The sequence below is a fragment of the Streptomyces sp. NPDC058001 genome, assembly GCF_042886315.1.
Taxonomy (GTDB): Bacteria; Actinomycetota; Actinomycetes; order Streptomycetales; family Streptomycetaceae; genus Streptomyces.
In genome coordinates, this window is sequence record NZ_JBHVQT010000006.1 from 17,285 (window position 1) to 38,706 (window position 21,422).

Consider the following 21,422-nt stretch of genomic DNA (forward strand, 5'->3'; position numbering starts at 1 on the left):
GTGGAGATGTCCCGATGACGGATGAGCAGGCACCCCTGGACGCGGCGGAGCGGCTGGACCGAGCGGAGCTGGAGCGGGTCCAGCTGGAGCGGCTGCGCACGACCCTGCGGCACGCCTATGAGCACGTGGACCACTACCGCGAGGCGTTCGACAAGGCGGGACTGCGCCCCGAGGACTGCCGTACGCTCGCCGACCTCGCGCGTTTCCCGTTCACCACCAAGGCGGACCTGCGCGCGCACTACCCGTTCGGGATGTTCGCCGTACCGCAGGAGCGGATCCGGCGGCTGCACGCGTCGAGCGGGACCACGGGCCTGCCCACGGTGGTCGGCTACACCGAGGGCGACCTGTCGATGTGGGCGGACGTCGTCGCCCGCTCGATCCGCGCGGCCGGCGGACGGCCGGGCCACAAGATCCATGTGGCGTACGGATACGGGCTGTTCACGGGCGGGCTCGGCGCGCACTACGGCGCGGAGCGCCTGGGCTGCACGGTGATCCCCGCGTCCGGCGGAATGACCGCGCGCCAGGTGCGGCTCATCCAGGACTTCCGCCCCGAGATCATCATGGTGACCCCCTCGTACATGCTGACGCTCCTCGACGAGTTCGAGCGGCAGGGCGTCGATCCCCGGAGTACGTCGCTCAAGGTCGGCATCTTCGGGGCCGAGCCGTGGACGGAGGAGATGCGGCGCGAGATCGAGGAGCGGTTCGCGATCGACGCGGTCGACATCTACGGCCTGTCGGAGGTGATCGGCCCGGGGGTCGCGCAGGAGTGCGTGGAGACCAAGGACGGGCTGCACATCTGGGAGGACCACTTCTTCCCGGAGGTCGTGGACCCGATCACGGGTGAGCCGCTGCCCGACGGGGAGCGCGGTGAGCTGGTGTTCACCTCGCTCACCAAGGAGGCGATGCCCGTCATCCGCTACCGCACCCGGGATCTGACCCGACTCCTGCCCGGTACGGCGCGGGTGTTCCGGCGCATGGAGAAGATCACGGGCCGCAGTGACGACATGGTGATCCTGCGGGGCGTGAACCTGTTCCCCACACAGGTGGAGGAGATCGTCCTGCGCACCCCGGCGGTGGCCCCGCACTTCCAGCTCCGGCTGACCCGCGAGGGCCGCCTCGACGCACTGACCGTACGGGCCGAGGCACGGGCGGACGCGACGTCGGACGAGCGCGATGCGGCGGCCCGTGCCATCGCGGCCGGTGTGAAGGACGGCATCGGTGTGTCCGTCACCGTCGAGATCGTGGAGCCGGAGACCCTGGAGCGGTCGGTCGGCAAGATCAAGCGGATAGTGGACCTGCGGAACAAGCCGTCCTGACCGCCCCGACCAGCGTGACGACGACGCGCACGCCTCAGGAATCCTGGAAGCGGTCCCGCAGCTCCCGCTTGAGGATCTTCCCGCTGGCGTTGCGCGGCAATTCGTCCACGAACACGATCCGCTTGGGCGCCTTGAAGGCGGTCAGCCGCTCACGGGCATGGGCGATGAGCGCGTCCTCGGTGACCTCGCCGCGCCGAACGACCACGGCAGTGACCGCCTCTATCCAGCGCTCGTCGGGCAGCCCGATCACCGCGGCCTCGGCGACCGCCGGATGCAGATACAGCGCGTCCTCGACCTGGCGCGAAGCAATCAGCACACCACCGGAGTTGATGACGTCCTTCACCCGGTCGACCACGGTGAGGAACCCGTCGGTGTCGCGGACCGCGAGATCCCCGGAGTGGAACCAGCCGCCGCGGAACGCCTCGGCCGTCTCCTCCGGCTTGTCCCAGTAGCCCTCGCACAACTGCGGTGAGCGGTAGACCACTTCACCGGGTGTGCCGTCGGGGACGTCCTTGCCGGACTCGTCGACGACCCGGGCCTCGACGAGGTGTGCAGTTTGAGCGATCCTGCGTCCTAATCGATATCAAGCCATATGCCTGGAGCATGGACCACGGTTCACACGATGCGGGTACGGCCCTCCCAATAGGGGTCGCGCAGGCGTCGCTTGTACAGCTTGCCGTTGGGATCGCGGGGCATGGTCTCGATGAAGTCGACGGACTTGGGCCGTTTGTAGCCGGCGAGGAGGCGTTCGCAGTGGGCGAGGATGTCCGCCGCGAGCGCCGCGCCGGGCGGGTGCCCCTCGGCGGGCTCGACCACGGCCTTGACCTGCTCGCCCCAGTCGTCGTGCGGGATGCCGAAGGCGGCGGCGTCGGCCACGGCGGGATGGGTGAGCAGCGCGGACTCGATCTCGGCGGGGTAGATGTTGACGCCCCCGGAGATGATCATGTCGATCTTGCGGTCCCGGAGGAACAGATAGCCGTCCTCGTCCAGGAGGCCGAGGTCGCCGACCGTGAAGAAGTCGCCGATGCGGTTCTTCCGGGTCTTGTCCTCGTCCTTGTGGTAACTGAAGCCGCCGGTGCTCATCTTCATGTAGACGGTGCCGAGTTCACCGGGCGGCAGCCGGTTGCCGTCGTCGTCGAACACGGCGAGTTCGCTGATGGGCCAGGCTTTGCCGACGGTGCCGGGCTTCTTCAGCCAGTCCTCGGCGGTCGCGAACGCCCCGCCGCCCTCGCTGGCCGCGTAGTACTCCTCGACGCTGGGCCCCCACCAGTCGATCATGGCGCGTTTCACATGGTCCGGACAGGGCGCCGCGCCATGGATGGCGTGCCGCATCGAGGACACGTCGTACGCGGCGCGGGTCGCCTCGGGCAGGGCGAGCAGGCGGTGGAACTGGGTCGGCACCATATGGGTGTGCGTGCACCGGCCGGTGTCGATGAGACGCAGCATCTCCTCGGGCGACCAGCGGTCCATCAGCACGAGCCGGTGCCCGATGTGCAGCGACGCGCCCGCGAACTGGAGCACGGCCGTGTGGTAGAGCGGCGAACACACCAGGTGGACGTTGTCGTCGAAGGGCCTGATGCCGAAGATGCCGAGGAATCCGCCGAGATAGGTCTCCTCGGGGAGCTTGCCGGGCAGCGGGCGTCGGATGCCGCGCGGGCGTCCCGTCGTACCCGAGGTGTAGTTCATGACCCAGCCGAGGGTCCGCTCGTCGGGCGCGGAATCGGGCTGTCCGTCGAGGAGTTCGGCGTACGGGCGGAAGCCGGGGACCGCGCCGACCGCGTACCGCCGCTCGGCGGGCAGCCCCGCTTCGTCGGCGGCCGAGGTCGCGGCGTCCGCGAACCGCTCGTGGGCGACGAGCACCTTGGCGCCGGAGTCGGAGACGATCCAGGCGATCTCGGGTCCGACGAGGTGGTGGTTGACGGGGACGAGGTAGAAGCCGGCCTGGGACGCGGCGAGGTACGCGGTGAAGAACTCGACGCCGTTGGGCAGGACCACGGCGAAGGCGTCGCCGCGTTCGAGTCCGGCGGCGCGCAGTCCGTGCACGAGCCGGTTGGCGGAGGCGTGCAGACGTCCGGCGGTCCATTCCTCGCCGTCGGGGGCGACGAGGGCGGTCCGGTCGGGGTCCGCCGCGGCCTGCGCCCAGAAGCCGTTGGGGGGCGTGCTCATCTCGGTCTCCTCAGCTGCGTCCGGGACGGGGGTCTCGTCCGGCGATCCGGTTGACGCGGTCGATGGCCTGCTCGAAGCCGCGGGTGAGGTCGTCGAACACCTCCTGGACGCTGCGTTCGCTGTTCATCCGGCCCACGATCTGGCCGACGGGTGTGCCGAGCAGCGGTTCCACCCCGTATTTCTGGATGCGGGAGACGGCCTCGGCGACCAGCAGGCCCTGGAGCGGCATGGGCAGGGTGCCGGGGCCGCTCGGGTCGTCCCAGGAATCCGTCCACTCGGTGCGCAACTGGCGGGCCGGTTTGCCGGTCAGGGCACGGGAGCGGACGGTGTCCCCCGACCCCGCGGCGAGCAGTTTGCGGGTGAGGGCGGGCGAGTGCAGGTCGGCCTCCGTCGTGGTCAGCCAGACCGAGCCGAGCCAGACGCCCTGCGCGCCGAGCGCCAGCGCGGCGGCGACCTGGGCGCCGCTGCCGATGCCGCCGGCCGCGAGGACGGGCAGCGGGTCGACGGCGTCGACCACCTCGGGGGTGAGGACCATGGACGCGATCTCGCCGGTGTGCCCGCCCGCCTCGTAGCCCTGCGCGACGACGATGTCGATGCCCGCGTCGGCGTGTTTACGGGCGTGCCGGGCGCTGCCCGCGAGCGCGGCCACGAGGACGCCCCGGTCGTGCGCGCGGGCGATGATGTCGGCGGGCGGTGAACCGAGCGCGTTGGCCAGCAGGGCGATCGGGTAGTCGAAGGCCACGTCGAGCTGGTTGCGGGCGACCTGTTCCATCCAGCCGGTGATGCGCCAGCCCGATGCCTCACCCTCGGCGAGGTCGGGCACCGCGTGCTGGGCGAGGGTGTCCCGGACGAACTGCCGGTGCCCTTCGGGGATCATCGCCTCCACGTCGGCCTCGGACACACCCTCGACCTTCTTCGCGGGCATCACGACGTCCAGCCCGTACGGCCGTCCGCCGGTGTGCTCCTGCATCCAGTCGAGGTCGCGGGCCAGTTCGTCCGGCGCGGTGTAGCGGACCGCGCCGAGCACCCCGAGGCCGCCGGCTCTGCTGATGGCGGCGGCCACCGCGGGGAAGGGTGTGAAGCCGAAAACGGCGTGCTCGACTCCCAGTCTTTTGCTCAGCTCCGTCTGCATGCGCGCAGGATGCCGCAGCCGTGCGGCCGACGGAAGAGATTTTCTGATACAGCGTCAGATTCTTTGCCCAGGTGGTGAATCGGGGCGGTCCGCGGCCACCTTCCGGGGCGTCGGTCGGCGGGTGTGCTTGACAGGGCCGACACCTGACAAGAAAGTTTCATGGTCGATCGAGATCCCGAAAGATTCTTTCAGGAGGGTTGATCCATGACTGCGGACACGGGGAGCGACGGGATCGGGAGTGACGGGGTCACCAGACGCGGTCTGGGGGCACGTGCGCTGGCCTGGGGCGGCGCCCTGGCCCTGGTCCCGTTCGCCGCGGGACCGGCACAGGCGGTGTCACGGACGGGTGCGAGGTCCGTCGACGAGGAGGACGACGCCGGTGGGGCGGGCTCCCCGTCGGGGCATCCGACGCTGCGGCGGGGCACACCCGAACGGGCCGGGCTGCTCGCCGGACATCTGCGGCAACTGGTCACCGACGCCGAGAAGTTCCTCGGCCCCTCACCCAAGCACCCCTGGTACGCGGGCGCCGTCCTGCTGGCCGGGCGGGGCGGCACGGTGGCGCTGCACCAGCCGATCGGGATGGCGGTGCGCTACTCGGCGTACGACGAGAAGACCGACACCGGTGTGGAGTTCCCGGCGGACCGGCAGATCCCGATGGCCGAGGACACCGTCTTCGACCTGGCTTCCGTGTCCAAGCTGTTCACCTCGATCCTCGCGGTGCAGCAACTGGAGTGCGGCGCACTGGAGTTGGAGGCGAAGGTCGCCGCGTATCTGCCGGACTTCGCGGGCGCCGGCAAGCAGGACATCACGATCCGTCAACTCCTCACGCACACCTCGGGTTTCCGCGCCTGGATCCCCCTCTACAACCAGCCGACCCGCGAGGGACAGCTCCGGCTCATCTGGAACGAGGCCCCGCTCAATCCGCCCGGCACCAAGTACCTCTACTCCGACCTGAATCTCATCTCGCTCCAGCTCGTCCTGGAGAAGATCACGGGTCACGCCCTCGACACCCTGCTGCGCAGGGAGATCACCGATCCGCTGGGGATGCGCCGCACCCGGTACAACCCGCCCGACTCCTGGAAGCCGAAGATCGCCGCCACCGAGGACGAGCGGGCGCCCTGGTCGGGGATGAACCGGGGGCTCGTCTGGGGTGAGGTGCACGACGAGAACGCGTTCGGGTTCGGGGGCGTCGCCGGCCACGCGGGGGTCTTCTCCTGCGCCTGGGACCTCGCGATCCTCGGCCGCACCCTGCTCAACGGCGGCGCGTACGGCAAGGCCCGCATCCTTCGACCCGAGTCGGTGGAGCTGATGTTCACCGACTTCAACACCGCCTTCCCGGGCGACGAGCACGGGCTCGGCTTCGAGCTGTACCAGCACTGGTACATGGGTGCGATGGCGACTCCGCACACCGCGGGGCACACCGGGTTCACCGGCACCTCGCTGGTCCTCGATCCGACCACCGACTCGTTCCTCGTTGTCCTCGGCAACTCGGTTCATCCCGTGCGCAGTTGGCGATCCGGCTCCGCTCCCCGGGTCGCCACGGCGAACGATCTGGCGCGCGCGGTGCCGGTCCGTCCGGCGAAGGGTCGTACGGCCTGGTTCTCCGGGATGGCGAGCGCGACCTCGGCGACCCTCACGCTCCCCGCCCTGTCCATCGGGTCCGACCGGGCCCTGCTGCGCTGCTCCCTGTGGTGGGACACGGAACCGGGCTCCGACGTGCTGCGCCTGGAGGGCTCCGGCGACGACGGCACCAGCTGGCAGCCGGTGCCCTTCACCACCGTCCGGAAGGGCACGGACCCGCAGGAGCACCCGGCGGGCTCGGCCACCGGCTGGTCGGGCCGCACCTGGCACCGCCTCACCGCCGACCTCACCGCTTGGCGCGGTCGACCGGTACGGCTGCGCTGGCGGTACACCACGGATCAGCTCTACGTGGGCCGGGGCGCGTATGTCGACGAGTTGCGGGTCGAGGACGGCGGCCAGGTGGTGTTCGACGAGACACGCACCCGGGACGGGGCACGGATCGAGGCGGTGGGCTGGGCACCGTCGGCCGACTGACCGCTCCGGGGGCGGGCGGTGCCCACCGCCGTGGGAACCGCCCGCCTCCCGCGTGCGTCTTCCCGGGCCTCCACAAGATCACGCACACACCCGGAGGACCGCCCATGCCCGGCACGGCAACCCGCACCCTGTACCTCGCACGGCACGGCGAGGCGTCGCCGGACGAAACCGGGCTGACGGACAGCGGGCGCCGCCAAGCGGTACTCCTCGGCGACCGGTTCCGAAGCGTCCCTCTCTCGGTGGTCCGGCACGGCCCGCTGCCCCGGGCGGAGCTGACCGCCCGGCTGATCCACGGCCGGCTCGGCGGGAACGTACCGCTGGAGGTGTCCGAAACGGCCGGGGACTACGTGCCGTACGTGGCGCAGCGCCATGAACTGCCACCGGACTCGGCCGACTTGCTGCTGAACCGACTGGCGGTGTTCTCGCCCAAGGAGTGCGCGGAAGGTCCCGAGCTGGCGCGCCGGGCGGTGGCGGAGTTCACCGGACCGGTCCTCGGCGACGAACCCCGTCACGAACTGGTCGTCACCCACGCGTTCCTGGTCGGCTGGCTGGTCCGGGCGGCGCTCGACGCCCCGCGCTGGCGATGGCTGGGCCTCCATGTCGCCAACGCCGCGCTGACCGTGATCCGTTACGCACCCGACCGCCCCGTGTCGCTGGCCCTGTACAACGACATGGCGCACCTGCCGGCGGACCTGCGCTGGACCGGTTTCCCGAGCGACCTCCACATCTGAGGCGACGTCCACTCCTGACGGAGAGGTGGGAGGATGGCCGGGTGACCGGTGAAAGTCAGGGCCCCGAAGTCGCCGTGCCCGCCTACGCGTTCGGTGGCCTGCACCACGTTCAGCTTGCCGTTCCGGCCGGGGCCGAGGATTTGTGTCGCCAGTTCTGGGGCGAGGTGCTGGGGATGACCGAGGTGGAGAAGCCGCCGCTGCTGGCGTCCCGTGGCGGCTGCTGGTTCCGGGGCGGGGGCCTGGAAGTCCACCTCGGGGTGGAGGAGGACTTCGCCCCCGCCCGCAAGGCCCACCCGGGCATTCTCGTGCGTTCGCTGCGCGGGCTGGCCATGCGCCTGGAGGAGTGCGGTCACGCGGTGACGTGGGACGACAACTTCCCCGGCTACGACCGGTTCCACACCTTCGACAAGCTCGGCAACCGGCTGGAGTTCCTGGAGCCGCGCCCCGTCTCCTGAGCGGGCGCGGAGCCCTTGCTCGCTCAGCCGGAGTGGCGGCGGTCCAGGGTCCGTTCCCATCGGGTCTCGCCGTCCTGCGTGCGATCCGTGGGCGTCAGGCCACAGGCCGCGGCGACGGCTGCGGACGCCTGATGGTCGGGGTGTACGTGGGCGACGATGACGTCGATCGGCTGGGCTTCCAGCCAGGCGGTCAGCGCCGTCGCCGCCTCCTTGGCGAAACCGCGCCCCTGCCACCGCGTACCGACGACCCAGGCGATCTCGGCCTTCCGCCCCTCGGGAGAGGGACCGATCGTCGCCTGTACGGTGCCTACCAGGCAGGCTTCGTCGCGGAGCCGGAGTACCCAATTGCACCAGGTGACGGCGGGGTCGGGCGCGCCGGCCACCATCCGGCGGTACCGGTCGCGCAGGCCGTCCGGGGTCTCGGGGGCGCCGCCGATAAAGGTGTGCAGGTCGGGGTCGGAGAGGACGTCGGCCATCTCCTCCGCGTGCTCGACCAGGAGCGGCAGCAGGTCAAGTCGCCCGGTGGCAAGCTCGGTGATCGGGGTGCGGGGCTCTGTCACGGGGTGCCTGCTTCTCGTGGGTGATCGGTCGGCCGTTCCTCGATGGGGAACTCGATGGGGAACAGGATCGGGCTCAGCAGATGGAGGGCGCGGTCCGGCGCGGGTCCGTTGCCGGTTCTGGACAGGATGACCGCGCGCAACTCTTCGACCAGTTCGGCGAGTTCGTCCTGGCTCGACGGCGCCGGACACGTCACGCTCCCCTGGTGCCACCCCGAAGCCGTACTCAAGGCGATCCGGGACCTGCTCGGCGGCTGACCGGGAACTCCCCCTGAGCGCGGGCAGTTCTCCGTATGAGCGGTCACTCGCCCAGTGCCGCCATCGCCGCGTTGTGGCCCGGGATGCCGCTGACTCCGCCGCCGCGTACCGCTCCGGCGCCGCACAGGAGGATGTTCGGGTGCCGGGTCTCCACGCCCCAACGGCCTGTGTCCTCCTGGGCGTAGGGGAAGGCGAGGTCGCGGTGGAAGATGTTGCCGCCCGGGAGCCTCAGGTCGCGTTCGAGGTCGAGCGGGGTCTTGGCCTCGATGCAGGGCCGGCCGTCGGCGTCCAGGGCGAGGACGTCCTCGATCGGTTCGTCGAGATGCGCGTCGAGCGCCGCCAGTGTGGCCTTCAAGAGGGCGGCGCGGGCGGCGTCGTTGTCGTCGCGGAACAGCCGGGCGGGGGTGTGCAGACCGAAGAGGGTGAGTGTCTGGTAGCCGCGCTCGACAAGGTCGGGGGCGAGGATCGTCGGGTCGGTCAGCGAGTGGCAGTAGATCTCGGACGGCGGCACGGCGGGCAGTTCACCGGCGGCGGCCTGGCCGAAGGCCGACGCCAACTGGCCGTATCCCTCGGCGATATGGAACGTACCGGCGAACGCCTCGCGCGGGTCGACAGACGTGTCCCGCAGCCTCGGCAGCCGCTTCAGCAGCATGTTGACCTTCAGCTGCGCGCCCTCGGCCGGGGCGGGCGGTTCCTCGCCGAGCAGGGTGGACAGTTCCCGTGGGGACGCGTTGACGAGGACGTGGCGGCCGGCGACCCGGCCCTCGCCGGATGCCGTCGTGAAGGTCACCTCCGCGCGCTGTCCGTCGGTGTCGACGCGGGTCACCTCGTGCCCGGTGACGATCTCGGCGCCCGCCGCGCGGGCCGTGCCGGCGAGGGCGTCCGTGAACGCGCCCATACCGCCGACGGGCACGTCCCAGTCGCCGGTGCCGCCGCCGATCACGTGGTACAGGAAGCAGCGGTTCTGCCGCAGGGACGGGTCGTGGGCGTCGGCGAAGGTGCCGATGAGCGCGTCGGTGAGGACGACACCGCGCACCAGGTCGTCGCGGAAGGTGTCCTCGACGGCGACGCCGATCGGGTCCTCGAACAGCGTGTTCCACGCCCGCTCGTCCGCGACGCGTGCCCGCAGTTCGTCGCGGGTGGGCAGCGGCTCCGTGAGCGTGGGGAAGACACGTTCCGCGACGCGCCGGGTCATGTCGTAGAAGGCGAGCCAGGCGTCGTACTCGCGGTCGTCGCCGGTCAGGTGCGCGAAGGAGGCACGGGTACGGTCCGCGCCGCCGCCGACGAGCAGCCCTGTCGGCCGTCCGTCCCGCTCGACGGGCGTGTACGAGGACACGGTCCGTTTCCGGACGTGGAAGGTGAGCCCGAGGTCGTCCACGATCTTCCCGGGCAGGAGGCTCACCAGATACGAGTACCGCGACAGGCGCGCGTCCACTCCGGCGAACGGCTGTGTGGACACGGCGGCGCCGCCGGTGACCGGGAGCCGTTCCAGCACCAGCACACTGCGCCCCGCGCGGGCCAGATAGGCGGCGGCCACCAGACCGTTGTGACCCCCGCCGACGATCACGGCGTCGTACATGTCTTGAGCAGGCATGCTTCTTGGTAACACGAGGAGCCGGGCGGGGCCAGAGGGTGCCCGCCCCCAAGCCGGCGATACCGGCTCACCGACCAGGGGTACCGGCGCCCCGGCGGCCGGTCAGGCTCCCCGTCGGCGGCGGGTCGCGACCATCCGGTACAGCCGCACCGCCTCCTCGCCCCGCCCCAGCTGCTCCAGGCAGTGCGCCTCGTCGTTACGGGCGGCCAGCGCGTCGGCGTGGTCGGGGCCGAGGACCCGCTCACGGGCGGCGGCCACCCGGCGGTACTCGACGAGCGCGTCGGCCCAGCGGCCCAGCCAGCCGAGCGCGACGGCGACCTCGCGGCGGCTGACCAGCGTGTCGGGGTGGTCGGCGCCGATCACCCGTTCCCTGATCGCGCACACGTCGCGGGCCTCGGCGAGCGCTTCCTCCCAGCGGGCCAGGCGCCCCAGGTTCACGCCCAGACCATGCCGGGCCCGCAGTGTGTCGGCGTCCGTGGGGCCGCCGAGCCGGGTGCGGTCCGCGACGAGACCCCGGTACAGCGTCAGGGCGTCCGCGCTGCGCCCGAGCCGTCCGAGGCTGATCCCGACCTCGTACCGCGCGGCGAGCGTGTCCGCGTGATCGGGCCCCAGGGAGCGTCCGCGCGCGTCGGCGACCTCGCGGTAGGTCTCCAGGGCTTCGGTCCAGCGGCCCAACTGCCCTAGCGCGTACGCCACTTCGTACCGGGTCACGAGGGTGTCGGGGTGCTCGGCGCCGAGCACCCGGGCGCGCGCGGACGCGACCTCGCTCGCCATGCGGTACGAGTCCTCCAGGCGGCCGAGGCGGCTCAGGTTGAAGGCGAGGTTGTGGCGGCAGCGCAGGGTGTCGGGATGGTCGGCGCCCATGACACGCTCCCGGGCGGCGAGCACCGAGGTGTACACCTGGTGGGCGTCGAAATGCCGGTCGAGCTGCCCGAGGACGTACGCCATCTCCTGCCGGGCGGCGAGCGTGTCGGGATGGTCGGGGCCGAGGACCCGCTCGCGGCCTTCGGCAACCCGCCCGTACTCGCGCAGCGCGTCCGACGCCCGTCCCGTACGGCTGAGCGTGAAGCCGACCTCGTAGCGGCTGGCGAGGGTGTCGGGGTGGTCGGGGCCGAGCGCGTGTTCCCGTTCGGCGGCGACCGCGCGGTGGACCTCACCGGCCTCCGCCCAGCGGCCGAGGCGGCCCAGGCTGAGGCCCGCGTTGTGCCGGGACACGAGGACGGCGACGGTCTCGGGGGACGGCGTGGGCCGCTCCGGCGAGTTCGGCAGGGGCGCCCGACGGGTGTCGGCGCGCGGGATCCACTCGCCGGTGAGCCCGGCGGCCGGGTCGGGCGGGGTGAGCCGCAGCGCGGCGCCGGTCGCCTTGTGCCCGGTGGTCATCCCCCGTGTCCAGGACGGCAGGCGCGGCTCCCGGGACGGCGGCTGTTCGGGGCGGCCCGCCGGTCCCGTACCGACCGGGGGGCTCGTCACCGTAGGGATGTAGGTCACCGAGGCGCGGCCCGCGCCGATCCGGCGGCCGAGTTCGCGGGCGTCGCCGGGCCGCGCCGCCGGTTCCTTCGCGAGGAGGTCGAGGATGATTCGCTCGAAGTAGCCGGGGAGTTCGGTGCGGTGGCGGCGGGGCGGCTGCGGTGGCGTGTCGCGGTGGCCGACGAGGACAGCCCACGCGTCGTCCAGGTCGAACGGCGGGGCGCCCGTGGCGATTTCGTACAGCACACAGCCGAAGGAGTAGAGGTCGCTGCGCTGGTCGACCTCGGCGCCGCCGATCTGCTCCGGTGACATGTAGTGCGGGGTGCCCAGGGCGATCCCGGTGCCGGTCAGCCGGGAGGTGAATCCGATGTCGTGGCCGAGCCGGGCGATGCCGAAGTCACAGATCTTCACGGTCCCGTCGGCCAGCCGCATGATGTTGGCGGGCTTCAGATCCCGGTGCACGATGCCCTGTTCATGGGTGTAGGCGAGGGCGGCGGCTGCCTGGTCGGCGATGTCGACGACGTCCTCGACGGGCAGCGGACGGTTGCTGTTGTCCTCCAGGAGCTGGCCGAGGTTGCGCCCTTCGAGGAGTTCCATCACGAGGTACAGCACGCCGTCCGACTCGCCGAAGTCATGGACGACGGTGACGCCCCGGTGCTGGAGGGACGCCGCGACCCGGGCCTCGCGCCGGAAGCGCTCCCTGAGCACGCCGGTGAACTGCGGGTCGTGGTGCGGGTTCAGCGGCTTCAGACACTTCACGGCGATGTGACGCCCCAGCGACTCGTCCCGCGCCCGCCACACCTCGCCCATGCCGCCGCGCCCGATCAGGTCGAGCAGCCGGTAGCGGCCCTGGATCAGCCTGGTGTCCGCCATCTCCCGCCGTCGCCCCCGTCACTAGCAGCGCCCTCCCCTGGCCTGTCCAGTATGGCGGTCTACGTGCCGAGTTTGAACGGGGCCGGGCGGCTACCGGGGCCGAGCCGTGACATGGCGCGCACAATGTGGTGCGGCGGGAGTTGCCACCGCACCCGCGCGGGTACGCGACGCAGGGGGGCGCCGGTGCGTCGCAGGCGCCGGGTCACCGTCGCGGGCGGCGGGGCCTAACGGCCGTACAGATCATGGGCGTACGGCGGCAGTGTCCCGAGCGCGAGTGCCGCGACGCGCCCCCACAGGAGGGCAGGTCAACGGCGTACGCGGGGCATTCCCAGGCCGATCCAGGAGATGATCTCGCGCTGGATCTCGTTGTTCCCGCCGCCGAAGGTGAAGATCACGGCGGACCGGTAGCCGCGTTCCAGTTCGCCGTGCAGGACGGTGCCCGCCGAGCCTTCCTTGAGTCCGCCCGCGGCGCCGACGATCTCCATGAGCCATGCGTACGCGTCCCGGCGGGCCTCGGAGCCGTACACCTTCACGGCGGAGGCGTCCTGCGGGGTGAGGGTGCCTTCCTGGACGGCGTTCACCATCTGCCAGTTGAGGAGTTTCATGGCGTCGAGCCGGGTGTGGGTCCGGGCGAGACCGCGGCGGACCCAGCCGAGGTCGATCACGCGGCGGCCGTCGGTGAGTTTGGTGTCCATCGCCCAGCGCTGGACGTCGTGGAGGGCTCGGATCGCCATGGTGCCGTGGGCGGCGAGGGTGACGCGTTCGTGGTTGAGCTGGTTGGTGATCAGGCGCCAGCCTTTGTTCTCGTCGCCGACGCGGCGCGAGGCCGGGACGCGAATGTTCTCGTAGTAGCTGGCGGTCGTGTCGTGCGAGGCGAGGGTGTTGATGACGGTGCAGGAGTAGCCGGGGTCGGACGTCGGGACGAGGAGCATGGTGATGCCTTTGTGCGGCGGTGCCTCGGGGTCGGTGCGGACGGCGAGCCAGACCCAGTCGGCGGTGTCGCCGTTGGTCGTCCAGATCTTCTGGCCGTTGACCGTGTAGTGGCCGGTGGTCTCGTCGCCCTCCCGGACGGCACGGGTCTTGAGCGCCGCGAGGTCCGTGCCGGCGTCGGGTTCGCTGTAGCCGATGGCGAAGTCGAGTTCTCCGGAGAGGATCCTCGGCAGGAAGTACGCCTTCTGTTCGTCGGTGCCGAACCGCATGATCGTCGGGCCGACGGTGTTCAGCGCCATCAGCGGCAGGGGTACGCCCGCCTGCGCGGCCTCGTCGAAGAAGATGAACTGCTCCATCGGCGACAGGCCCCGGCCGCCGAACTCCTCGGGCCAGCCGACGCCGAGCCAGCCGTCGGCGCCGAGCCGGCGGATCGTCTCCCGGTAGAACCGCTTCTGCGCCGCCGGATCCTCGTAGCGGGCATAGGCGTTGTCGGGCACCAGTTCCGCGAAGTACGCGCGCAGCTCGACGCGCAACCGCTGCTGTTCAGGCGTGTATTCGAGGTGCACGGCGCCTCCTGGCTGTCACTGGCTCGCTGACCCGGACCTGACGGCGCACACAGTAGAACGCGTTTCAGAAATTGGGAATGCCGGTGACAGGGACGGTGCCGGTGGCGTCGCGAGATCCGCGACGCCACCGGCACCTGGGTCCATGGGGTGGCGGTCGTTCCTCCGGGTGTACGGGGTCTCAGCCGTTGCCCAACTTGAAGCCGACACCTCGTACGGTGACGATCCAGCCGCTCCCGCCGAGCTTGCCGCGCAGACTGCTGACATGGGTGTCCACGGTGCGCCGGGACCAGGAGTCGCCCCATACCTGCTGGAGCAGCCGCTTACGTGGAATCACCGTGTCCGGATGTGAGGCGAGCACACAGAGAAGGTCGAATTCCTTACGGGTCAACTCGACTTCCCGGCCGTCGACACTGACTTCCCGGGAACTGACGTCGATGAGCAGATCACCGTGGAGGATCTGTTTGGCGGCGGTCCGCTGGGAGCGGACCCGGCGCATGACGGCCTCGATACGCGCCATCAACTCACGGAAGCCGTAAGGCTTCACCACATAGTCGTCGGCGCCGGCCTGGAGCCCGAGCACACAGTCGAGTTCCGAGCCCCGGTCGGTGACGACGATCATCGGGATGCAACTCACCGAACGGATGACCTTGCAGACCTCCAGGCCGTCCAGATCAGGGAGTTCGAGAGTGAGCAGCACCAGGTCGACGTCCTCGTGCGCACCAAGCGCGGCACTGCCGCGCTCCACACTGCCGACCTCGTGACCGTGCCGGCGCAGACCGTCGACCAGGGACCTGGCGTCGGCCGCGTCGCTCTCGACCACCAGGATCCGCCAGCCACCGGACGATACGGGAACCGTCCGTGCCGGTCCCGGCATGTCCTCCACCACGGCCTGCGGACCCCGAGGGTCGCGTTGAGCGGGTATGTGAGACTCCAGCAGCGCCTCTGTCGAGCACTGAGTCATGTTCTCCCCCGGCTGGTTCAGTTCATGATGCGACGCCGAACTCGTCCACGAACCTACAAACCGGCAGTACCGAATTCAAAGAGTATTCGGGTAAATAGCCTGTTGCAGTCATATGAAGCTACACTCTGTAAACAGAGGCATGAACTACCCCGCAATCATTTGACAGAGCCGCTCGTTTACGCGGGGAGTCGTGCGACGTGAGCGGGCCCCTATGCCGGGCTCGGTTCGGCTTCCCGCAGGGGCTTGAGAGCCCCGGCCCACGCGATGATCTCGTCGAGCATCCTCAGCAGCGTCGGCTCCTGATGCTCACCCGGCGTCAACACCCCGGGGTCGGTCGGGTCGTTGAGGTCGCTGAACGTGAACTCGGTGAAGACGGGCAGCGCGACCTGGGTCGCCACGGTCGCGATCTTCACCTCGCCCAGTGTCAGCCGCAGATGCTCCACGGCCCGCGTGCCGCCGTGCACCCCGTAACTCACGAAGCCCGCCGCCTTGTTGTGCCACTCCCCGTACAGGAAGTCGATCGCGTTCTTCAGCGCGGCGGGCACGGAGTGGTTGTACTCGGGCGTCACGAAGACGAACCCGTCGAATCCGGCAATGGTCTCGGCCCAGCGCCGGGTGTGCTCCTTGTCGTACTGACCGAAGGCGGCGGGCACCGACTCGTCCAGGAGCGGCAGCCCGAACTCCGCCAGGTCCACCAACTCGGTGGTCACCTCACCCGACTTGACGGCGGGGTGCCGGGCTGCGGCCTCGTCCACCCAGCGGGCGACGGCCACACCGCGGCGGCCGGGTCGCGTGCTGCCGATGATGACGGCGATCCGTGTCATGAGGGCCTCCTTGGGTCGGTCGGCGATGACGGATTCACTTTCATCGGACAGGCTGTCTTTCACGAGACGGCGTGTCAAGCGAATGCTAGGATTCGGCCGTGACCCCCCGGAAGTACGAGCAACGCCAACGGGCGCAAGCGGCCGACGAGACCCGCCGGCGCATCCTGGACGCGCTGTACGAGCGGCTGCGCGAGGCGCCGTCGGAGCCGGTGAGTCTCGACAAGGTGGCGCGGCTGGCCGGGGTCGCCCGCTCGACGGTGTATCTCGTGTTCGGCTCGCGCACCGCCCTGTTCGACGCGCTCGGCGCCGATCTGCTGCATCGGGGCGGCTTCCGGTCCATGGTCGAGTCGGTACTGCAACCGGACGCGCTCGCCGGGCTGCGCGAGGGCCTGCGCGGCGGGGCGCTGATGTTCGCGGCGCACCGCGATGTGATGCGCGCGCTGTATTCGATGGCTCAGCTGGACGCCGACGCCGTGGGCGGCGCGGTACAGCGGATGGAACGGGGCCGGGCATCCGGCATGGACGGGCTCGCCCAGCGACTGGCCGAGCAGGGCGTGCTGCGCGAAGGCGTCACCGCGCAGGACGCCTCGACCGCGCTATGGCTGCTGTCGAGCTTCGACAGCTTCGATCTGCTGTACACGGGGCGGGGGTTGACGGTGGATCAGGTCGCGGAATCACTGGTGAGGGCCGCGGAGCAGGCGCTGTGCCACGCACCCACCCGACACCGAAGCGATCCCGCGTCGGGTTCAGCCTCCTCCGGTGGTGCGGGAGTGCGCCCGGTCGTCGGCGACGAGGACGCGGCGCAGTAGCGCGATCAGGGTGCCGCGTTCAAGCGCGGTGAGTTCCCCGAGGAACCCCTCCTGCGAGCGCTCCGCGACAGCGAGGAGCTGTCGCTGAAGGCGCTCGCCCTCCGGGGTGAGGGCGACGACCTGGCGGCGGCGGTCCGCCGGGTCACGGGTGCGACGGACCAGGCCGCGCTGCTCGACCAGGTCGAGATAGCCCACGAGATGGCTGCGGTTGAGTCCGAGCCGGTCCGCGAGCACATGCTGCGGCAGGGGTCCGAAGTCGGCGAGGGCGGTGAGCGCCGCGAAGTGCGGAAGCCTCAGATCGTGCTCGGCGACGGCCGAGATCAGGACGTCATGCCCTATCCGGGCGACATGGCTGACCAGGTACGACGGCAGGGCGAGCAGGCTCGGCGGGCGCAGCTCGGCGTCCGGGGCTGCCGCGGTCCCGGTAGCCGCCGTGGTCCCCGTGGTCCCGGTGGTGGCGGGGTGTTCCGGGCCGCAGGCGTCTGCTTCGACTTCGGCTTCGTTCATGTGTCCAGCATAGCCGCAGATACTCTCTGGACGTAAGGATGTCATCGTGTAATGATTTCGAGGAGACATTAATTCGGCCTCGGTCCGACGTCTGTCGTCGTGCCGTGCTGCCCGCCCCCCGGAGGACCGCTCCATGACCGACTCACCGACCACTTCGGCGGCGCCGCCGACCGCATCGGAGCAGCCCGGTGTCGCCGCGCCGTTCGCGGCGCTGCTGGTCGCCGTGCTCTCCTTCTCACTGATGCAGACGATGGTCGTGCCGGCGCTGCCCGACCTTCAGCGGGAGTTCGACACCAGCACCACCGTCGTCTCCTGGGTGCTCAGCGCCTTTCTGCTGAGCGCGTCCGTCGCGACCGCGCTGCTCGGCCGGGTCGGCGACATGTTCGGCAAGCGGCGCGTGCTGATCGCCAGCCTCACCGTGTTCGCGATCGGCACGCTTCTGGCCGCGCTCTCGACGTCCATCGGCATGCTGATCGCGGCCCGTGCCGTCCAGGGCGTGGGCTCCGCCGCCTTCCCGCTCGCCTTCGGGATCGTGCGCGATCAGTTCCCGCGCGAGCGGGTGCCGGTCGCGATCGGACTGATCAGTTCGACATTCGGCATCGGGTTCGGCGTGGGCCTGGTGGTGCCGGGGCCGATCGTCGACGCGTTGAGCTGGCACTGGATCTTCTGGTTCGGGCTGATCGTGATCGTCCTGGGCATCCTCGCGGTGGCCGCGTTCATCAAGGAGTCCCCGGTGCGCTCGCCGGGCCGTATCGACTGGGCGGGAGTCGCCCTGCTCAGCGCCGGTGTGGTGGCGCTGCTCCTCGCCATCAGCGAAGGCAAGTCGTGGGGCTGGGCCTCGCCGGGTGTGATCGGTCTGTTCGTGGCGGCCGTAGTGCTGCTCGTGGTGTTCGTGGCCGTGGAGCGCCGGCTGTCCGAGCCGCTCATCGACATCGAGCTGCTGCGCCGCCCGGCGGTGGCGACCTCCCATGTCACGGCGCTGATCATCGGCTTCGGGATGTACGGCGCGTTCACGCTGGTGCCCCTCCTGGCCCAGACCCCGACCCGGTCGGGGTACGGGTTCGGCGCGTCCGTCACGGAATCCGGGCTGTTCATGGTGCCGATGGCGGTCACGATGCTGATCGCGAGTCCCCTCGCCGGACGGATCGGTGCCGCGGTCGGCTTCAAGCTGCCGCTGGTTCTGGCCTGTCTGATCGGCGTGGTCGGCTTCGCGATCTACGCGGGCGCGCATGACACCGAGTGGGCGATGTACGTGGGTTCGGCGGTGCTCGGTATCGGAGTCGGCTTCGCCTTCGCGGCCCTTGCCAACCTCGTGGTGGGCGCGGTCGATCCACGCCAGACGGGCGAGGCGACCGGCATCAACACGATCATGCGGACCATCGGCGGTTCCCTGGGGGCGCAGATCGCGGCGTCGCTGGTCGCGTCCAAGACGATCGCCGGCACCAGGTTCGCCGCCGAGTCGGGTTACACGACGGCGTTCGTCATGTCGGCCGTCGCCCTCGGCGTCGCCACACTGGCGGCGCTCGCCGGACCCGGCAGGCTGCTGGCCGCGCGTGCCAAGGCGGCCGACCCCGGGACCGCGGCCCGGCCCAGCGGTTCGACGACGGGCTGAGGAGCACCGACCATGCCTGACTACGGACACGAACTGCTCTTCGGCGCCGTCCTGATGCCCTCCGCCGGGCAGCCGCTCGACGCGGTCGCCATGGCCCAGCTCGGTGAACAGGCCGGACTGGACCTGATGAGCGTGCCGGACCACCCGTACCAGCCGGGGTTCCTGGACGCCTGGACGGTGCTGGGCGTCATCGCCGCCGCCACGTCCCGCGTCCGGGTCTTTCCGAACGTCGCCAATCTGCCCCTGCGCCCACCCCCCGTCATGGCGCGTACGGCGGCGAGCCTCGACCTCCTGAGCGGTGGGCGCGTCGAACTCGGCCTGGGCGCCGGGGCGTACTGGGACAACATCGCCGCGGAGGGCGGGCCACGCCGTACGCCCGGTGAGGCGGTCACCGCGACCCGCGAGGCCATCGACGTCATCCGGGCACTCTGGGCGCCCGGCCGCAGGGTGCGCCTCGACGGCAAGCACTACGGGCTGTACGGCGCCGCGCCGGGCCCGGTTCCCGCGCATGACATCGGGATCTGGATCGGCGCGGTGGGCCCCCGGATGCTGCGCCTGGTGGGGACCACGGGCGACGGCTGGCTGCCGAGCGTGCCGCATGTTCCCCCGGTGCGGCTGGCGGCGGGGCACCGGATCATCGACGAGGCCGCTGCCGAGGCCGGGCGCCCGCCGGGGGCGGTGCGGCGGCTGTACAACCTCTCGCCCGGCGCGGACGGCGGATTCCCGCAGGGCTCGCCCGGTGACTGGCCCGAGCAACTCGCCGCGCTCACCCTGGAACACGGCACCAGCGCCTTTCTGCTGCCCGCCAACTTCCCGGATCTGCTTCAGGTCTTCGGTGAGGAGGTGGCACCGGCGACGCGGGAACTGGTCGCGGCACAACGGGCGAGCGGGAGCGGGAGCGGCACGGACACCCCGCGTGTAGCCGCGCGGGAGACGGTGCGCGGAGCGCCGGGGCGCGGTGAGCGGTCGGGTGCGGGTGCGCGGGGAGGTGACGACGGTTCCGGCGGGGGGCGGCTCTCGGTGGAGCCCACGCCGGATCCGGGCCTGCGGCGCAGCTCCGAACGGCTCTGGGAGGAGTCCGACCGTCCCAGCGGCCCGCCCGCCGACCCGCAGCGGCGGTACACCCGCCGACAGGAGGAGCCCGCCCGGAATCTGGTCGCCGCCCATGACCAGCTCCGCGCGGATCTCACCAGGCTGCGCGAGGTCGTGGACCAGGTGCTGGCGGAGTCGCTCGATCCCGGTGAGGCACGTTCGCAGCTCCAGGAGTTGAGTCTGCGCCAGAACACCTGGGCGCTGGGCGCGTACTGCGCCTCGTACTGCCGGATCACCACCGCCCACCACTCCCGGGAGGACGTCGACCTCTTCCCTCATCTGCGCCGTCTCGACGAACGCCTCGGCCCGGTGCTCGACCGACTGACGGACGAGCACCACGCGATCCACGCCGTCATCGAACAGATCGACCGGGAACTGGTGGCGGCGGTGAGCGACGGGGACGGGGCGCTCGGACGGATGGAGGGTCTGCGGGCGGCGGTGGATCTGCTGACCGATGCGCTGCTGTCCCATCTGGCGTACGAGGAACGGGAGTTGATCGAGCCGATGGCCCGTTTCGGGACGGGGTGGTAGGAGGCGCACGGCCGACCGCGATGGTGCCGTGGTCGATCGACAGCGCATCGCGGCACTTCCGGAGGAGCGCGCAGTCGCAGCGCTGACGTGGATCGCTCAGTCACCCGTTTCGATCGGGCGGGAAAGGTCGGCCGACCAGGCGGACCAGGAACCCGGATAGAGGGAGGCGGTGGGGACGCCGATGAGTTCGAGGGCGAGGAGGTCGTGGCAGGCGGTGACTCCGCTGCCGCAGTAGACGATCACCTCCGTATCGGGCGGGACGCCCAACGCGGTGTAGTGGGCGCGCAGTTCGGCCGATGGGGTGAAGTGGCCGTCGGCGGTGAGGTTGGCGGACCAGGGGGCGTTGCGGGCGCCGGGGATGTGGCCGGAGCGGATGTCGGTGGGCAGGACGGTGGCACCGGAGTAGCGGTCGGGTGCGCGGGCGTCGAGGACGACCGCGGTGCCGTTCGCCGTGGCGGACGCGACCTCGTCGGCCGAACGGAAGAACTCCTTCGGCCAGTCGACGGGCGTGTGCGGCACCGGATCGGGCGTGACCCGACCGGTCTCCAGGTCACCGTCCGGCCAGGCGGCGATTCCGCCGTCGAGCAGGGCCGCCGCCCGGCCGGTGCGGCGGAGCAGCCACACCAGTCGGGCCGCGTAGGCGCCACCGTTGTCGTCGTAGGCGATCACAGTGGAGCCGTCGCCGATGCCCAGCCGCCCCAGCGCCTCCGCGAAGTCGTCGGGGTCCGGCAGCGGATGCCGTCCCGCGGCGTCGGTGGGCGGCGCCGAGAGCACGGTGTCGACGTCGACCCAGACCGCTCCGGGCAGATGTCCGGTGAGGTAGGCGTCGAGGCCGCTGCGACCGTCCAGATACCAGCGCACATCGGCGAGGACGACACCACCGCCGTCACTGCCCTCGCGGTGCTCGCGGTGCTCGCGGAGCCAGGAGGTGTCCACCACCGGGGGGAGCGTGGGTTCAGGGACCGTCATGGGTGGAGCCTTTCGGT

The 21,422-nt window shown here is 70.9% G+C and carries 18 protein-coding genes and 2 pseudogenes; 7 read left to right on the top strand and 13 right to left on the bottom strand.

The window, feature by feature from the left end:
* Window positions 1-14: 14 nt before the first annotated feature.
* Entirely contained in the window at window positions 15-1,316 is a 1,302-nt protein-coding gene (gene paaK, locus ACFVT5_RS15555; protein ID WP_389886758.1) for a phenylacetate--CoA ligase PaaK, read from the top strand.
* A gap of 34 nt (window positions 1,317-1,350) precedes the next feature.
* Here the strand turns inward: paaK and ACFVT5_RS15560 are convergent.
* The 3 genes and pseudogenes from ACFVT5_RS15560 to ACFVT5_RS15570 all read right to left on the bottom strand — a co-directional run.
* Window positions 1,351-1,860, bottom strand: a pseudogene (locus tag ACFVT5_RS15560) (acyl-CoA synthetase); the annotation flags it as partial.
* Window positions 1,861-1,931: 71 nt separating this feature from the next.
* On the bottom strand, window positions 1,932-3,482 hold the full coding sequence (locus tag ACFVT5_RS15565; RefSeq protein WP_389886761.1) for an acyl-CoA synthetase: 1,551 nt from the start codon (window positions 3,480-3,482) through the stop codon (window positions 1,932-1,934).
* Window positions 3,483-3,492: 10 nt separating this feature from the next.
* A complete protein-coding gene (locus tag ACFVT5_RS15570) occupies window positions 3,493-4,614 on the bottom strand; it encodes an NAD(P)H-dependent flavin oxidoreductase (protein ID WP_389886763.1) in 1,122 nt (373 codons plus the stop codon).
* Window positions 4,615-4,818: 204 nt separating this feature from the next.
* On the opposite strand from ACFVT5_RS15570, the gene ACFVT5_RS15575 reads away from it, so the two are divergent.
* From ACFVT5_RS15575 to ACFVT5_RS15585, 3 genes are all read left to right on the top strand, one after another.
* Complete coding sequence (locus tag ACFVT5_RS15575) at window positions 4,819-6,669, top strand: serine hydrolase (protein ID WP_389886766.1); 1,851 nt, start codon at window positions 4,819-4,821, stop codon at window positions 6,667-6,669.
* A gap of 104 nt (window positions 6,670-6,773) precedes the next feature.
* Window positions 6,774-7,400, top strand: coding sequence for a histidine phosphatase family protein (locus ACFVT5_RS15580; protein ID WP_389886769.1), 627 nt, complete (start codon window positions 6,774-6,776; stop codon window positions 7,398-7,400).
* A 41-nt stretch (window positions 7,401-7,441) separates the two neighbouring features.
* Entirely contained in the window at window positions 7,442-7,855 is a 414-nt protein-coding gene (locus ACFVT5_RS15585; protein ID WP_389886772.1) for a glyoxalase, read from the top strand.
* Between the two features lie 23 nt (window positions 7,856-7,878).
* Here ACFVT5_RS15585 and ACFVT5_RS15590 read toward each other — a convergent pair whose 3' ends face one another.
* The 8 genes and pseudogenes from ACFVT5_RS15590 to ACFVT5_RS15625 form a co-directional block, all read right to left on the bottom strand.
* Window positions 7,879-8,415 (bottom strand): GNAT family N-acetyltransferase, encoded by a 537-nt coding sequence (locus ACFVT5_RS15590; protein ID WP_389886775.1) that lies wholly within the window; start codon window positions 8,413-8,415, stop codon window positions 7,879-7,881.
* Window positions 8,412-8,609 carry a hypothetical protein gene (locus tag ACFVT5_RS15595; protein ID WP_389886778.1) on the bottom strand — a complete coding sequence of 66 codons (198 nt, stop codon included), beginning with the start codon at window positions 8,607-8,609 and terminating at the stop codon, window positions 8,412-8,414. The genes ACFVT5_RS15590 and ACFVT5_RS15595 overlap by 4 nt, the downstream gene beginning before the upstream one ends.
* A 104-nt stretch (window positions 8,610-8,713) precedes the next feature.
* Window positions 8,714-10,264 carry a phytoene desaturase family protein gene (locus tag ACFVT5_RS15600; protein WP_389886781.1) on the bottom strand — a complete coding sequence of 517 codons (1,551 nt, stop codon included), beginning with the start codon at window positions 10,262-10,264 and terminating at the stop codon, window positions 8,714-8,716.
* 102 nt (window positions 10,265-10,366) lie between these two features.
* Window positions 10,367-12,604, bottom strand: coding sequence for a tetratricopeptide repeat protein (locus ACFVT5_RS15605; protein ID WP_389886784.1), 2,238 nt, complete (start codon window positions 12,602-12,604; stop codon window positions 10,367-10,369).
* Window positions 12,605-12,663: 59 nt separating this feature from the next.
* Window positions 12,664-12,903 (bottom strand): annotated as a pseudogene (locus tag ACFVT5_RS15610) (DUF2236 domain-containing protein); the annotation flags it as partial.
* Between the two features lie 6 nt (window positions 12,904-12,909).
* Window positions 12,910-14,100, bottom strand: a complete 1,191-nt coding sequence (locus tag ACFVT5_RS15615) for an acyl-CoA dehydrogenase family protein (RefSeq protein ID WP_389886787.1) — start codon at window positions 14,098-14,100, stop codon at window positions 12,910-12,912.
* Window positions 14,101-14,278: 178 nt separating this feature from the next.
* Window positions 14,279-14,974: a response regulator transcription factor gene (locus tag ACFVT5_RS15620; protein WP_389886790.1), complete on the bottom strand. Its 696-nt coding sequence runs from the start codon at window positions 14,972-14,974 to the stop codon at window positions 14,279-14,281.
* A gap of 296 nt (window positions 14,975-15,270) precedes the next feature.
* Window positions 15,271-15,885: an NADPH-dependent FMN reductase gene (locus ACFVT5_RS15625; RefSeq protein WP_389886793.1), complete on the bottom strand. Its 615-nt coding sequence runs from the start codon at window positions 15,883-15,885 to the stop codon at window positions 15,271-15,273.
* Between the two features lie 98 nt (window positions 15,886-15,983).
* On the opposite strand from ACFVT5_RS15625, the gene ACFVT5_RS15630 reads away from it, so the two are divergent.
* Window positions 15,984-16,694, top strand: coding sequence for a TetR/AcrR family transcriptional regulator (locus ACFVT5_RS15630; RefSeq protein WP_389886796.1), 711 nt, complete (start codon window positions 15,984-15,986; stop codon window positions 16,692-16,694).
* Here the strand turns inward: ACFVT5_RS15630 and ACFVT5_RS15635 are convergent.
* Window positions 16,632-17,201, bottom strand: a complete 570-nt coding sequence (locus tag ACFVT5_RS15635) for a MarR family winged helix-turn-helix transcriptional regulator (protein ID WP_389886799.1) — start codon at window positions 17,199-17,201, stop codon at window positions 16,632-16,634. The two genes, ACFVT5_RS15630 and ACFVT5_RS15635, sit on opposite strands and share 63 nt — an antisense overlap.
* 91 nt (window positions 17,202-17,292) lie before the next feature.
* Between ACFVT5_RS15635 and ACFVT5_RS15640 the strand changes: the two genes are divergently transcribed.
* Together ACFVT5_RS15640 and ACFVT5_RS15645 are read left to right on the top strand one after the other, a co-directional pair.
* On the top strand, window positions 17,293-18,813 hold the full coding sequence (locus ACFVT5_RS15640) for an MFS transporter (protein ID WP_389888117.1): 1,521 nt from the start codon (window positions 17,293-17,295) through the stop codon (window positions 18,811-18,813).
* A 12-nt stretch (window positions 18,814-18,825) separates the two neighbouring features.
* Window positions 18,826-20,436, top strand: a complete 1,611-nt coding sequence (locus tag ACFVT5_RS15645; RefSeq protein WP_389886802.1) for an LLM class flavin-dependent oxidoreductase — start codon at window positions 18,826-18,828, stop codon at window positions 20,434-20,436.
* 96 nt (window positions 20,437-20,532) lie between these two features.
* On the opposite strand, the gene ACFVT5_RS15650 is transcribed toward ACFVT5_RS15645, so the two are convergent.
* Window positions 20,533-21,405 (bottom strand): sulfurtransferase, encoded by an 873-nt coding sequence (locus tag ACFVT5_RS15650; protein ID WP_389886805.1) that lies wholly within the window; start codon window positions 21,403-21,405, stop codon window positions 20,533-20,535.
* Window positions 21,406-21,422 lie beyond the last annotated feature (17 nt).